Source organism: Pantoea sp. RG18 (genome assembly GCF_025910075.1).
Taxonomy (GTDB): Bacteria; Pseudomonadota; Gammaproteobacteria; order Enterobacterales; family Enterobacteriaceae; genus Pantoea; species Pantoea agglomerans.
In genome coordinates, this window is sequence record NZ_JAPCIL010000013.1 from 14,107 (window position 1) to 28,840 (window position 14,734).

A 14,734-nucleotide genomic window follows, 5' to 3' on the forward strand; every position below is an offset into this window, starting at 1 on the left:
CTCCTGGAAATGGTCTTTCATTATCTACATGGCGAGGAAACGTCGTTTCCGGAATACGTTGCGGGAAAACAACTCCCTGACCAACCTCTTCCGGCACGCTCTTCAACCGACATCTGTCTGGCGTTTACGCTTGATTTAGATAAAGCGAATTCTGTGCCAACTTTTTTGATGATGCTTAAATCGCCTTGTGGTGCACCTTTTTGTCATAAAGCGGCTGCACCACGATCGTTTTATTGCACCACTGTGGTGCTTAGCGGCCATCTGGTGGCACTATTTTGGTGCATCAGACCAACTTAGTGCATTTTCTGCACCGGTAACAGGGCAAATTGGCCTCCACGCAATAAACTTTCAGTGAAAAGTGTGATCGTGTTCAGTCTTCCGCTTAATCAGTGTACAATAACGCGCTATTTCTAATGCCTGAGGCAAAGCTGTGATCGAAAATTTGCGTAACATCGCCATCATCGCGCACGTTGACCATGGAAAGACCACCCTGGTTGACAAACTGCTGCAACAATCCGGTACTTTTGATGCCCGTACCGAAGCAACAGAGCGCGTGATGGACTCCAATGATTTGGAGAAAGAGCGTGGGATTACCATCCTCGCAAAAAACACCGCCATTAAGTGGAATGACTACCGTATCAACATCGTTGATACCCCGGGACACGCCGACTTCGGTGGTGAAGTTGAGCGCGTCATGTCCATGGTGGACTCGGTGCTGCTGGTTGTAGATGCGATGGATGGCCCTATGCCGCAAACCCGCTTCGTGACCAAAAAAGCGTTCGCGCATGGTCTGAAGCCGATTGTGGTTATCAACAAAGTAGACCGCCCTGGTGCGCGTCCGGATTGGGTTGTTGATCAGGTCTTTGACCTGTTCGTTAACCTGGATGCTACTGATGAGCAGCTCGACTTCCCTATCATTTTCGCCTCTGCGCTGAATGGTATTGCTGGTCTTGAGCACACCGACATGGCTGACGATATGACCCCGCTGTATCAGGCGATCGTCGACCACGTTGCGCCTCCGCAGGTTGAGGCTGACGCCCCACTGCAGATGCAAATCTCTCAGCTGGACTACAACAACTACCTGGGCGTGATCGGCATCGGCCGTATCAAGCGCGGTAAAGTTAAGCCTAACCAGCAAGTCACTATCATCGATAGCGAAGGCAAAACCCGTAACGGTAAAGTCGGTAAAGTCCTGACTCACCTGGGTCTTGAGCGTATCGACAGCGACCTGGCAGAAGCGGGCGATATCATTGCTATCACCGGTCTGGGCGAGCTGAACATCTCTGACACCATCTGTGATCCACAGAACGTGCAGGCGCTGCCAGCACTGAGTGTCGATGAGCCAACAGTTACCATGTTCTTTAACGTCAACACCTCACCGTTCTGCGGTAAAGAAGGTAAGTACGTGACGTCACGTCAGATCCTTGAGCGTCTGAACAAAGAACTGGTTCACAACGTGGCACTGCGCGTTGAAGAAACCGAAGATGCTGACGCGTTCCGCGTATCAGGTCGTGGTGAGCTTCACCTGTCAGTTCTGATCGAAAACATGCGTCGTGAAGGTTTCGAACTGGCGGTATCCCGTCCGAAAGTTATCTTCCGCGAAATCGATGGCCGTAAACAGGAGCCATTCGAGAACGTTACGCTGGATATCGAAGAGAACAACCAGGGTTCAGTCATGCAAGCCATGGGTGAGCGTAAGGGCGATCTGAAAAACATGGATCCGGATGGCAAAGGCCGCGTACGTCTCGACTACGTGATCCCAAGCCGTGGCCTGATCGGCTTCCGTAACGAATTCATGACCATGACTTCCGGTACCGGTCTGCTCTACTCTACCTTCAGCCACTACGATGACATTCGTGCGGGCGAAGTGGGCCAGCGTCAGAACGGCGTACTGATCTCCAACGGTCAGGGTAAAGCAGTTGCGTTTGCACTGTTCAGCCTGCAGGACCGCGGTAAGCTGTTCCTGGGTCACGGTGCAGAAGTCTATGAAGGCCAGATCATCGGTATTCACAGCCGTTCTAACGACCTGACAGTTAACTGCCTGACCGGTAAGAAACTGACCAACATGCGTGCTTCAGGTACTGATGAAGCCACGACGCTGGTTCCGCCAATCAAGATGACCCTTGAGCAGGCGATCGAGTTCATCGATGATGACGAACTGGTAGAAGTTACACCACAGTCAGTGCGTATCCGTAAACGTCACCTGACTGAAAATGACCGTAAACGTGCATCACGTGGTCCTAAAGACGCATAATTGCGCCTTTAACTGATAAAGAGCCCCCGCCTGCGGGGCTTTTTTTTTGCCTGAAATTCCTGCCTCTTCAGCCGGGCCAGCGATTATTTGTGGGATAGGTCGCGCTTTTTAGCTGCCCGCTGCCGTTTACGCTTTTCTCTCCGCGAGTGCCTGTTCAGCCTGCCCTTTTGCCGCTAGAGTGAATACTCCAGGGAACAGAAGGAGACACACCATGCTGTATATCTTTGATTTGGGCAATGTGATTATCGATATCGACTTTAACCGCGTGCTGGGTGTCTGGAGTGACCTTAGTCGTGTGCCGCTGGCCTCGCTGCAAAGCCATTTCCAGATGGATGAGGCGTTTGAACAACACGAACGTGGCGAGATCAGCGATGAAGATTTCGCGCTGGCGCTGTGTGAAAAGCTGGAAATCGCGCTGAGCTATGAACAGTTTGCCGCTGGCTGGCAGGCGGTATTCGTTGACGTGCGTCCGGAAATCCTGGCGCTGATGAACCGGCTGCGGCTGGAAGGTCATCGGGTGGTGATCCTCTCTAACACCAACAAACTGCATTGCGAATTCTGGCCAACGCAGTATCCGGACGTGCAGCAGGCAGCCGACAAGCTCTATCTCTCCCAGGAGCTGGGCATGCGTAAACCGGAAGCCCGGATATACCAGCATGTGCTGGACGCAGAAGGTGTGGCTGCCGATCAGGCGGTATTTTTTGACGATAATCCACAAAACATTGAGGCGGCCCGCGCCCTGGGTATTGAAAGTGTACTGGTTACTGACAGTAAAACGGTACCCAACTGGTTTGCAGGTCAACAGTAATTCATGATGTCACGTAAATTTCGTCCCGGGCTGCATGCGTTCTGGTTGTGGCTCAAACTGTTGTGGAAACGCATTGATGAGGATGGCATGACGACCCAGGCCGGTAATCTGGCTTATGTCTCATTGCTGGCGCTGGTGCCGCTGATTGCGGTGGTGTTTGCCCTGTTTGCGGCGTTTCCGGTCTTCTCTGATATCAGTGTGCAGTTGAAGCACTTTGTCTTTACCAATCTGATGCCGGCTGCAGGTAACACGCTGCAACGCTATCTTGAGCAGTTTGTGGCTAACGTAAACCGGATGACGGCGGTCGGAGCGGTCGGCCTGATTGTTACCGCCTTACTGCTGATGCATTCCGTCGATACCGCGTTAAACACCATCTGGCGCAGCAACAAGAAGCGGCCGATGGTCTATTCCTTTGCGGTCTACTGGATGATCCTGACACTTGGCCCGTTACTGGCCGGTGCCAGTCTGGCGATCAGCTCCTATCTGCTGTCGCTGCGCTGGATTAACGCGACAGGCGTCACCAGCCTGGTCGATCAGATGCTGCGTATTTTCCCGCTCCTGCTGTCGTGGCTCGCCTTCTGGTTGCTCTACAGCATCGTTCCTACCCAGCGAGTGCCGCCGCGCGATGCGCTGATTGGCGCGCTGGTTGCCGGTGCGCTGTTTGAGCTGGGCAAAAAGGGCTTTGCGCTCTATGTTACTATGTTCCCCTCTTATCAGCTGATCTACGGCGTACTGGCCGTGATCCCCATTCTGTTTCTCTGGGTCTACTGGACCTGGTGTATTGTGTTGTTAGGCGCTGAAATCACCGTTGCGTTAGCCGATTATCGGCAGTTAAAGCAGCAACACAAAGAGGAGCAACGCGAGGAAACATGATTGCATTGATTCAACGCGTACAGCGCGCCAGCGTCAGCGTCAATCAGGAAGTGGTCGGTGAAATTGATGCCGGTTTACTGGTTTTGCTGGGCGTGGAAAAGGGCGATGACAACGCGCGTGCGGAACGTCTCGCAGAACGCGTATTGGGCTATCGCATCTTTAGTGATGAGCAGGGCAAAATGAACCTGAGTATTCGCCAGGCGGGCGGAAGCGTGCTGGTGGTGTCACAGTTTACGCTGGCCGCAGATACCCAAAAAGGGATGCGTCCCTCCTTTTCGGGTGGCGCCGAGCCCGCTGAAGCCGAGCGGCTGTATGAATATTTCAGCGACTGCTGTCGCAAGCAGGGCATCACCACGGCTAATGGCCGTTTTGCTGCGGATATGCAGGTCTCGCTGGTGAATGATGGTCCTGTGACGTTCTGGTTACAGGTGTGAGAACGTCAGCTGAGCGGCAGGGAACTGGCCACACATCCGAGCGGGAGAAACATTACATGTATCACCTTCGCGTGCCACAGACGGCGGAAGAACTGGATATCTATTATCAGTTCCGCTGGGAGATGTTGCGTAAACCTCTGCGTCAGCCGCAGGGGTCGGAACGTGACGCCTGGGATGCGCTGGCGCATCATCAGATGGTGGTTGATGAGCAGGGAAATCCGGTCGCCATCGGCCGTCTCTATATTAATGCCGACAATGAGGCCGCTATCCGCTTCATGGCCGTTCATCCTTCGGTTCAGGGCAAGGGATTGGGTACTCTGGTGGCGATGACGCTGGAATCCGTGGCGCGTCAGGAAGGGGCTAAGCGGGTAACCTGCAGTGCCCGCGAAGATGCTGTCGCTTTCTTCGCTAAACTCGGCTACATCAATCAGGGCGAGATTACCGCGCCGCAGACGACGCCGGTACGTCACTTTCTGATGATCAAACCGGTCGTCACGCTTGACGATATCCTGCATCGCGCCGACTGGTGCGGTCAGCTGCAACAGGCCTGGTATGATCATATCCCGCTCAGCGAAAAGATGGGCGTCCGTATTCTGCAGTTTACCGGGCAAAAATTTATCACCACCATGCCGGAAGCGGGCAACCAGAATCCACACCAGACGCTGTTCGCTGGCAGCCTGTTTTCGCTGGCAACGCTGACCGGCTGGGGGTTGATCTGGTTGCTGCTGCGCGAGCGTCATCTGGGTGGCACCATTATTCTGGCGGATGCGCACATTCGCTATAGCCACCCCATCAGCGGACGGCCTGGCGCGATTGCCGATCTGGGCTCATTAAGCGGCGATCTCGACCGCCTGGCGCGCGGACGTAAAGCGCGTGTGCAGCTCGAAGTTGAGCTGTTTGGCAATGATGAGTGTGGCGCTGTGTTTGAAGGGGTCTATATCGTCCTGCCCGCCGATCCTGATGGGCCGCTGGAAGAGGGGGGGTCCGGCGCGCGTATCAACTAATCATCAGGGCCGCTTCAGCGGCCCTGATCTGTTGTTAACGTACCTCGCCAGCCTGCATGGTCTGCTGCAGTTGCTGACTGTCGGTTGTCACTGACAAACTGCCATTAACCGTCGGGCGCAGCGGCTGATTTGCGGTTAATGCACCGCTGAGCTGCAGCTGCATATTGCTGTCACCGGTTAACGGCAACGCGGGCCATCCCCAGTTCTGCAACACATTCACCGGTACAGCACGACCTGTCAGTTGCAGCGTCAGCGGACGGGCTGGCTGCTGGCCTACGGTGGCCGTCCCTTCGAGCAGACCCTTATTACTGAACGCACTCAGCTCCGTAATCTGAATCTGCTGCTGGTCAGCGCTCAGCGCAATCGACGGATGACGCAGGTCGGTGCGATTAAAGGTTGATTCTGCCGCGTTCAGGCTGAGCTTACCCGACCAGATCCCCCACTGGTGCTGCTGCGCCAGCAGCAGGTTTTCACCGGATCCATCCAGTGAGGTCAGCTGGAAGGGAAAAGCCGGATTGATGTCGATAATCAGGTTTCGGTTAGAGGTGAAGCGCGTCACCTCTACGCTATCCAGCCACGCGGGCAGTGTCGCCTGCCAGCGATCGCGCCAGTCCTGCGGCAGAGTGTATTCCAGTCCCGCCACCGCCAGGTTTTTCAGTGTCAGGCGCTTATCGCTACGCGACCAGTCACCGTCAGCCCGAATCACCCCATTCGCCCAGCGTGAACTGAACTGCGTCAGCGCCACGCCCTGCGGTGAGAAGTCCAGGTTAACGATGGGGTCATTTAGTTCGAATCCACCGTTGATAAAATTGCTGGCATTCAGCGCCAGCGAACCATCGTTACTTTGCCAGTCATCACCCTGCCAGTTAACGTTTCTCAGCGTCAGATCCAGATCCGTTACCGCCCAGTCAGGCCCCTGCAGGCGGGCATCGGTCATGTCGAGCCGCGTAATGGCGATCGAGGGGACAACCTGCAGGCTATGCAGGAAATCTTTCAGGCTGCTGGTGGTCTGCAGACGGATGTCGTTCAGGCGCAGCTGATTAATTTTCCAGTTGCCCTGGGCATCGCGCTCACCGTTGCCGGTCATAGAGCCACGCGCCAGGTCGGCACCAATATTGTCAAAGCGCATCCGACCCTGGGCAACACTGCCCTGGATCAGTACGTTTTCACCCGGCACATTATTCAGCGTCATGCTGCCTGCGCTCATCTGGAAGCGGGCATCGCGGCCCAGCATATCAAGGGCAGTGGGTTTCCACGGCAGAATGCCGCCATTAACTTGCTGAGCAAACAGCGGTAACGCGCTGTTGGGGCTGTCGATACGCATATTGTTGAGTTGCAGGCGATCGGCCTGAATCGGTAGCGCGCTGCCTGGCGCCAGATTGGCCAGATTCACTTCTCCATCTCGCAGCTCAAGGCTGCTGAAATGCAGCGGATCGCTGAACTGAATCAGTGCCAGACCGAGATCGACCCGTTTCGCCACCAGAACTGCAGGCTGTCCATCGTGACCAAAGCTGAAGTCATCCAGAATGATATGAGAGGGAGAGGAGAAATTGTGTTCAATTTTACTCAGGGAGAGATGCCATTCGGTTTTGTCACTCACCCAACGGCTAAACCAGCCTGCACCCCACTGTGTCTGCAACAGAACATAGATCACGACCAGGGTGAAAAGCAGCAGCAAAAGTAAGGTGAGGAAAAACTTTCCAATAAATTTCATAGCATCCTTCCCGAGTTAAATCCGGTGAGAGGTTGTTATGCCTGAATTACCGTTACAGCTCAACAGCCTGGATGTAAATCCGAATAATTAGCAGGCAGGCCGAAGCCTGCCTCTGGCCTTACTTCTCTGGCGGAAAAATCAGGTTGAGTACGATAGCGGTAATACCGCCCGCCGCTATACCGGAAGAGAGCAGGGTTTTCAGCCAGTCAGGCGCAAACTGCAGGATCAGCGGCTGCTGGGAAACGCCCAGGCCCACCGCCAGCGACAGCGCAATAATCATGATGGCGCGGCGGTTAAGCGGCTCGCGTGACACAATGCGGACACCCGAGGCGGCGATGGTGCCGAACATCACAATGGTGGCGCCGCCGAGTACCGGTTCAGGGATCATCTGCACCAGTCCGCTGACCGCCGGGAACAGCCCCAGCACAATCAGCATCAGCGCGACAACAAAGCCGACGTAGCGGCTGGCAACACCGGTCAACTGGATCACGCCATTGTTCTGACCGAAGCAGGAGTTCGGGAAAGTATTAAACAGCGCGGAGACAAAGGAGTTGAGGCCATTCGCCAGCACGCCGCCTTTCAGGCGTTTCATATAGAGGGGCCCGCTGACCGGCTGCTCTGACACATCCGAGGTGGCGGTGATATCGCCGATAGTCTCCAGAGAGGTCACCATAAACACCAGCATCAGCGGGATGAGCAGATTCCAGTCGAAGCCCAGCCCGTAATAGAGCGGGGTCGGCACCACGATCAGCGGCTGATCGGTGGGGATGCCGGCGGCAGGCAGCATGCCCATCGCCCAGGCCAGCAGATAGCCCACCGCCATGGCAATAACCAGGGAGGCAACGCGCAGGTAGGGGTTCTTCTGCCGGTTAAGTAGCACGATCACCAGCAGCACAGCCCCTGCCAGCATCAGATTTTTCGGCGCACCAAAAGTATGGTCGTTAATCGCGCTGAAACCGCCGCCAATGGAGGTCAGCCCTACCTGAATCAGCGACAGGCCGATAATCATCACCACGATACCGGAAACCAGCGGCGTAATGATCCGGCGCGCCAGGTGCAATACGCGTGACAGCACCATTTCGGTACAGGAGGCGATCATCAGCGTACCAAACAGCGCCGCCATCATGGTGGGCACGTCAGCGCCGCCATTTTTTAGCGCCATGCCGCCCATAATCAAGGGCGTAACGAAGTTGAAGCTGGTGCCCTGAATCGACAGCAGGCCCGAACCCACCGGCCCCCATGTTTTGATTTGCAGCAGTGATGCCACACCCGATGCAAACAGCGACATGCTGATCACGTGCCGGGTATCCTCTGCGGGCAGCCCTAACGCCTGACAAATCAGAATCGCGGGGGTAATGACCGCGACAAACATCGCCAGCAGATGCTGACCGGCGGCAAACAGCGTTTGCGGCAGAGGAGGACGATCTTCAAGACGATAAATCAGTTCGCTTTGCGTGGCGGAAGGCTGTTCTGGCTGCGGATTAGTGGACATCTTCTGTTCTTCCCAAAAAATAATGTGGCGATTGTAATCATCCGCAGGCTAAAAGCAATCGTTTGCCCGGCAGGGATAAAAAAGCCGAATCAGAGGGGGGCGTTCAGACGTTGGTATAACGGGTGTTCTCTGGCAGCCAGCGTTCAATCAATGCGCTGGCCTGCTCGGGATAGTGCTGGTGGATGTGGCGCGCCACACGCTGAACTTCGGGCACCATCGCCGCATCGCGCAGCAGGTCGGCCACTTTAAATTCGGCATTGCCGGTCTGACGCGTGCCCAGCAGTTCACCCGGCCCGCGAATCTCCAGATCGAACTGGGCAATGACGAAGCCGTCATTGCTGTCGCGCAGCACCTGTAAACGCTTCTGCGCCGTCTTGCTCAGCGGCGCTTTGTAGAGCAGTACACAGTGTGATGCCACGGCACCACGACCCACACGGCCCCGCAGCTGATGCAGCTGCGCCAGCCCTAACCGCTCCGGGTTTTCGATGATCATCAGGCTGGCATTCGGCACGTCCACGCCAACCTCAATCACGGTCGTCGCCACCAGCAGCTGCAGTTCATTCGCTTTAAACGCCTGCATCACCGCCTGTTTTTCCGCAGGCTTCATCCGGCCATGTACCAGTCCGATGTTTAAGTCGGGCAGCGCCGTTTTCAGGGATTCCCAGCTGGCTTCTGCCGCCTGTGCTTCCAGCAATTCTGACTCTTCAATCAGGGTGCAGACCCAGTAGGCCTGACGCCCTTCGCGGCAGGCATGCTCAACCCGCGCCACAATCTCATCACGTCGGGTATCGGGGATAGCCACGGTGGTCACCGGTGTACGTCCCGGCGGCAGCTCATCAATGGTGGAGGTATCGAGATCGGCATAAGCGGTCATCGCCAGGGTGCGCGGAATTGGTGTGGCGGTCATGATCAGCTGATGCGGATGGAAGCCCTGCTCCTCACCTTTCTCCCACAGCGCCAGTCGCTGGTGGACGCCGAACCGATGCTGCTCATCAATAATGACCAGTGCCAGACCGTTGAACTGCACCTGCTCCTGAAACAGGGCATGTGTGCCCACCACCATCGCCACCTGACCGCTGGCTATCGCTTCCTGCTGTGCCTGGCGGGCTTTGCCTTTCTGTTTTCCTGCCAGCCAGCCCACTTCAATGCCCAGCGGCGCAAACCACTGGCGGAAGTTACTGGCGTGCTGTTCAGCCAGCAGTTCGGTCGGCGCCATCAGAGCAACCTGCTTACCATGTGCGATCACGTTCAGCGCAGAGAGGGCGGCGACCAGTGTCTTACCCGAGCCGACGTCACCCTGCACCAGCCGCATCATCGGAAAGTCATTTGCCAGATCTTTCTCTATCTCCGCCACCACGCGTTTCTGCGCATTGGTCGGTGAAAAGGGCAGCGCAGCCAGCAGCTGGTCGCTAAGGTTGTGCCGGGGAAGCATCGGTAAAGCGTAATAGCGCTGAGCACCGGCGCGTACCGCCAGCATGCTGAGGTTGTGCGCCAGCAGCTCTTCCAGAATCAATCTGCGTTGTGCCGGATGACGACCACTCTCCAGCTCGCTGAGTTTTAGATCGGGTGGGGGACGATGCAGCGTGCGGAGCGCATCTGGCAGGCTGATTAAACCGCCGCTCAGTTCCTGCGGCAGCAGTTCGGCAATCGGGCAGCTCTCCAGCAGCGTCAGTGCCTGATCGGTGAGATTACGCAGCGTGGCCTGCCGAATACCTTCGGTGGTGGGATAAACCGGCGTTAAGGTCTCTTCCAGCGTCACATTGCTCTGTTCGCCCTGGATCCGGTATTCGGGATGGATAATCTCAGCGCCACGCTGACCGCGTTTAATTTCACCATACGCGGTGACGCGCCGGCCCGGCGACAGGTTGTTCTTCATTCCGGCATTGAAATTAAAGAAGCGCATCGTCAGTACACCGCTGCCATCGCTAATCTGGCACACCATCATCCGGCGGCGACCAAAGGTGATATCTGTGTGCAGCACTTCGCCTTCTACTGTGGCCCAGATACCGGGCAGCAGATCATCAATGGCATAAAGTTGGGTACGATCTTCGTAGCGTAGCGGGAGATGAAGCAGGAGATCCTGAATGGTATGCAGGTCAATTTTGGCCAGCTTTGCCGCCTGGCTGGCACCGACGCCGGTCAGGGTACTGAGCGGGATGGCATCCAGCAGACGGCCTTTCATCTTCTTTTACCGGTCGATTGCATGGTTGCCCACCAGCTGGGATCGGCGTCGACTTCGCCCTGCGCATTGATGCGCGGATAGGGTAAACCTTTCTGTTTTGCGACCCGCGCCAGTACCGGGAATCCACCTTCGAACAACAGGCGTTGCTGCTCATCTTCGTCCAGCAGGCTGTAGTCGCGCAGGTACAGACCCGCGTTCTGCCGCTGCCGCTGTGCTTCATACAGGATCAGCGCGCAGGCGACCGAGACATTCAGCGACTGCACCATACCCACCATCGGAATCACAATCTGCCGATCGGCCAGCGCCAGCGCTTCTTCGGTGATGCCGGTTTTTTCCTGGCCCATCAGGATGCAGGTCGGAAGGGTATAATCGATCTCACGGAAATCCACGGCATCGGCAGAGAGATGGGTCGCTAAAACCTGCATCTTCTGTTGTTTGAGCTGTTTTACAGCATCGCCGATAGTGGGATGGGTGACCACTTTCACCCAGCTGTTGCTTCCGGCAGATGCGGAAGCCTGAGTGCGCATCCGCTGGCTCGGCCAGACGGCGTGCACTTCGTGGATGCCGACGGCGTCCGCCGTGCGGATCACTGCGGAAACATTGTGCGGCTTATGCACCTGCTCCATACAGACCGTGAGATCGTGCTGGCGCAGTGCCAGCATCGCCTGAATCCGGGCAAATCGTTGATCGTTCATGCCTAATTACGGTTACGATGGACTTTGATCACATCCGGCATCACGCGAATTTTACGCATGATATTCGCCAGATGGACGCGATCACGTGCGGTCAGGCGGATAAAGGCGCTGTAAACGCGGCCATCACGCTCTTCGGTATTCAGGCTCTGAATATTGGAACCGGCCGTGTTGATTGCCGCCGTCAGGTTAGCCAGTGCGCCCTGATGGTTAAACATGTCGACTTTGATTTCCGCCACGAACTCCTGCTCGGTGACTTTATCCCACTCGACCGGCATGAATTTTTCAGGCTCTTTCTGGTAGCCGCGAATATTCCGACAGGATTCATGATGCACCACCAGCCCTTTGCCGGGACTGACATGGGCAACAATCGGGTCACCGGGAATCGGACGGCAGCATTTGGCGAAGGTAATCAACACGCCATCTGCACCTTTGATCGGCAGCTTACCGCGCTTGCTATTGCTGCTGATGGCGTTGCTGTCAGCCTGCAACAGGTTCTTCGCCACCACGACGCTCATCGCATTGCCCAGACCGATTTCTGCCAGCAGATCGTCAAGCGAGGTCAGCTTCATACGATCCAGCTCCTGCCTGATATTCTCAGGCGGAATCTCAGCCAGTTTACGGCTGCCGCCCAGCGCATGGCTGAGCAGGCGGCGACCCAGATTGACGGAGTCTTCGCGTTTGAGGTTTTTCAGCAGCTGACGAATTTTTGCGCGGGCTTTGGAGCTGACGACAAAGTTGAGCCAGGCGGCGTTAGGACGGGCGCCTGGCGCGGTGATGATCTCAATCGTCTGACCGCTGGTCAGGGTTTGCGACAGCGGATAAGGCTGGCGGTCAACGCGTGCGCCAACGCAGGCATGGCCGATATCGGTGTGGACCGCATAAGCGAAGTCCACCGGCGTCGCACCGGTTGGCAGCTCAACAATGCGGCCTTCAGGTGTAAAGACGTAGATCTCATCGGGAAAGAGATCGGACTTCACGCTTTCAATAAATTCAAACGAACTGCCCGCACTCTGTTGCAGCTCCAGCAGGCTTTGCAGCCAGCGCTGAGCGCGAATCTGTGCGGTGGTGCCACTTTCGCCCGCCTGTTTATAAGCCCAGTGCGCAGCGACCCCCATTTCCGCCATCTGATCCATATCCTCGGTGCGAATCTGTACTTCGACCGGCACGCCGTGCGGACCAATCATTGAGGTATGGAGCGATTGATAGCCGTTCGCTTTGGGGATGGCGATATAATCTTTGACGCGGCCCGGACGCGGTTTATACAAACTGTGCATCTGGCCCAGAACGCGATAGCAGGTATCCAGATCTTTCACGATGACGCGAAAGGCATAGATATCCATGATCGAGTGAAAACGCTGCTCTTTCAGCGTCATTTTGCGGTAAATCGAGTAAAGATGCTTTTCACGCCCGCTGACGCGGCAGGGAATGCCCGCTTCCTGCAAACGGCCGTCGATCTCAGAAAGAATCTTCTGGATCATCTCTTTACGATTACCGCGCGCGGCTTTCACCACCTCTTTAATGACCCGATAACGGTTCGGATAGAGGGCCTCAAAACCGAGCTCTTCCAGCTCTGTTTTAAGATGATGAATACCCAGGCGGTGCGCCAGCGGACTGTAAATCTCTAACGTTTCCAGCGCGATGCGGCGACGTTTGTCCGGGCGTAATGCGCCGAGAGTGCGCATATTGTGGGTACGGTCAGCCAGCTTGATGAGAATGACGCGGATATCCTGCACCATCGCCATAATCATCTTGCGGAAGTTCTCTGCCTGCGCTTCTTTCTTGTCGCGGAATTTCAGCTTATCCAGCTTGGAAACGCCTTCGACCAGTTCCGCCACGCTTTTACCGAACAGTTGTTCCATGTCCTGGTAAGTGGCAGGCGTATCTTCGATCACGTCATGCAGCAGCGCGGCCATGAGAGTTTCATGGTCGAGCTTCATTTCTGCCAGAATACAGGCCACGGCAACCGGGTGGGTGATATAAGGCTCACCGCTGGAGCGTGTCTGTCCCTCGTGGGCATCACGTGCGACAAGGTAGGCTTGCTGGAGGCGCTTGATCTGCTCCTCTGGCAAGTATTTTTCAATCAGTTGATTGAGACTTTCAAACAGATACAAGGGCGACCTGCAGGTGGCTGTTAACGACGACCTTCAGCGATAGCGGTAACGGCCTGTAACTCAGCGGCTTCCTGCTCTTGCTGTTCCTGACGATCACGCACATCTAAAATCTGATTGGTGACCAAACCTTCTTCGATTTCGCGCAGGGCGATAACGGTAGGTTTATCGTTCTCTTCCGGAACCAGTGGATCTTTGCCGCCTACCTGCATCTGACGTGCACGACGTGCAGCGACCAACACCAGGTCAAAACGATTACCAACTTTTTCTACTGCGTCCTGAACGGTTACGCGTGCCATAGGTGTGCTACTCCACAGATGAAGAAATGACTGCGCATCATACTGAAACTGTATTCAGACTGCCAACAGTTTGCTGATTAAAGCATCGTGACGCGCCTTCTGACGCGCCATACGCAGACGTTCTGCGCGAATAATGGTTTTCAGATCGGACAGCGCCAGATCGAAATCATCATTCACAATTAAATAGTCATACTCGGCGTAGTGGCTCATTTCCGCTACCGCCTGAGCCATGCGACGCGTGATCACCTCTTCGCTGTCCTGGCCACGACCGCGCAGACGGCGATCGAGCTCTTCTTTCGAAGGCGGCAAAACAAAGATGCTGCGTGCGCCAGGCATTTTGGTGCGAATTTGCTGCGCACCCTGCCAGTCGATGTCGAGAAACACGTCAACGCCGGTTGCCAGCACCTGCTCAATAGCATGGCGCGAGGTACCGTAATAGTTGTCGAAAACTTTGGCATGTTCGAGGAAAGCCTCTTCTGCGATCATCTGCTCAAATTCATGCTTCTCAACAAAAAAGTAATGTTCGCCATGGGTTTCACCCGGACGCATACCGCGCGTCGTGTGCGAAACAGAGACCTGCGTATCATACAACGGCTGGGTCTTTAACAGCGCCTGAATCAGGCTGGATTTACCTGCGCCGCTGGGAGCAGAAACAATATAGAGCGTGCCTTGAGCCATGGTTTTCTTGAATTGATTAAAAGCGGAGTCGATTTCCTGCACAGTATACACAGCTTCCCGCCGCCACGCAGCGTTTGCGCAGCGGCAACACCCAACTTTTGCGCATCTTCGCGCAAATCTCTGTCGGACGACTGTAATTATCCCCTGATTGCGACGGCATTCCTTCCATAGCTGAACATCACCTCTGGCTGAC

The 14,734-nt window shown here is 55.7% G+C and carries 12 protein-coding genes; 5 read left to right on the plus strand and 7 right to left on the minus strand.

Annotated elements, in window-relative coordinates:
- Window positions 1-430: 430 nt before the first annotated feature.
- The 5 genes from typA (at window position 431) to fabY (ending at window position 5,373) form a co-directional block, all read left to right on the plus strand.
- On the plus strand, window positions 431-2,254 hold the full coding sequence (gene typA / locus OK409_RS14460) for a ribosome-dependent GTPase TypA (RefSeq protein ID WP_010258429.1): 1,824 nt from the start codon (window positions 431-433) through the stop codon (window positions 2,252-2,254).
- Between the two features lie 211 nt (window positions 2,255-2,465).
- On the plus strand, window positions 2,466-3,062 hold the full coding sequence (yihX, locus tag OK409_RS14465; protein ID WP_010258428.1) for a glucose-1-phosphatase: 597 nt from the start codon (window positions 2,466-2,468) through the stop codon (window positions 3,060-3,062).
- Window positions 3,063-3,065: 3 nt separating this feature from the next.
- A complete protein-coding gene (locus OK409_RS14470) occupies window positions 3,066-3,935 on the plus strand; it encodes a virulence factor BrkB family protein (protein ID WP_010672108.1) in 870 nt (289 codons plus the stop codon).
- Window positions 3,932-4,369, plus strand: a complete 438-nt coding sequence (gene dtd / locus OK409_RS14475) for a D-aminoacyl-tRNA deacylase (protein ID WP_052271767.1) — start codon at window positions 3,932-3,934, stop codon at window positions 4,367-4,369. Before OK409_RS14470 ends, dtd begins: the two co-directional genes overlap by 4 nt.
- Before the next feature lie 56 nt (window positions 4,370-4,425).
- Entirely contained in the window at window positions 4,426-5,373 is a 948-nt protein-coding gene (gene fabY, locus OK409_RS14480) for a fatty acid biosynthesis protein FabY (RefSeq protein ID WP_010258423.1), read from the plus strand.
- Window positions 5,374-5,407: 34 nt separating this feature from the next.
- On the opposite strand, the gene OK409_RS14485 is transcribed toward fabY, so the two are convergent.
- The 7 genes from OK409_RS14485 to gmk all read right to left on the minus strand — a co-directional run bounded on the left by OK409_RS14485 (window position 5,408) and on the right by gmk (window position 14,541).
- Window positions 5,408-7,087 carry an AsmA family protein gene (locus OK409_RS14485; protein ID WP_052271768.1) on the minus strand — a complete coding sequence of 560 codons (1,680 nt, stop codon included), beginning with the start codon at window positions 7,085-7,087 and terminating at the stop codon, window positions 5,408-5,410.
- A gap of 118 nt (window positions 7,088-7,205) precedes the next feature.
- Window positions 7,206-8,579, minus strand: coding sequence for a nucleobase:cation symporter-2 family protein (locus OK409_RS14490; RefSeq protein ID WP_033786501.1), 1,374 nt, complete (start codon window positions 8,577-8,579; stop codon window positions 7,206-7,208).
- Window positions 8,580-8,682: 103 nt separating this feature from the next.
- Window positions 8,683-10,761, minus strand: coding sequence for an ATP-dependent DNA helicase RecG (gene recG, locus OK409_RS14495; RefSeq protein WP_010258417.1), 2,079 nt, complete (start codon window positions 10,759-10,761; stop codon window positions 8,683-8,685).
- Window positions 10,758-11,456, minus strand: coding sequence for a tRNA (guanosine(18)-2'-O)-methyltransferase TrmH (trmH, locus tag OK409_RS14500; protein WP_003851348.1), 699 nt, complete (start codon window positions 11,454-11,456; stop codon window positions 10,758-10,760). The genes recG and trmH overlap by 4 nt, the downstream gene beginning before the upstream one ends.
- A 2-nt stretch (window positions 11,457-11,458) precedes the next feature.
- On the minus strand, window positions 11,459-13,567 hold the full coding sequence (spoT, locus tag OK409_RS14505) for a bifunctional GTP diphosphokinase/guanosine-3',5'-bis pyrophosphate 3'-pyrophosphohydrolase (RefSeq protein ID WP_010258411.1): 2,109 nt from the start codon (window positions 13,565-13,567) through the stop codon (window positions 11,459-11,461).
- Window positions 13,568-13,587: 20 nt separating this feature from the next.
- The gene (rpoZ, locus tag OK409_RS14510; protein ID WP_003851346.1) at window positions 13,588-13,863 is read right to left on the minus strand and encodes a DNA-directed RNA polymerase subunit omega; all 276 of its coding nucleotides are present in this window, start codon (window positions 13,861-13,863) and stop codon (window positions 13,588-13,590) included.
- Window positions 13,864-13,917: 54 nt separating this feature from the next.
- A complete protein-coding gene (gene gmk, locus OK409_RS14515) occupies window positions 13,918-14,541 on the minus strand; it encodes a guanylate kinase (protein ID WP_010258405.1) in 624 nt (207 codons plus the stop codon).
- Window positions 14,542-14,734 lie beyond the last annotated feature (193 nt).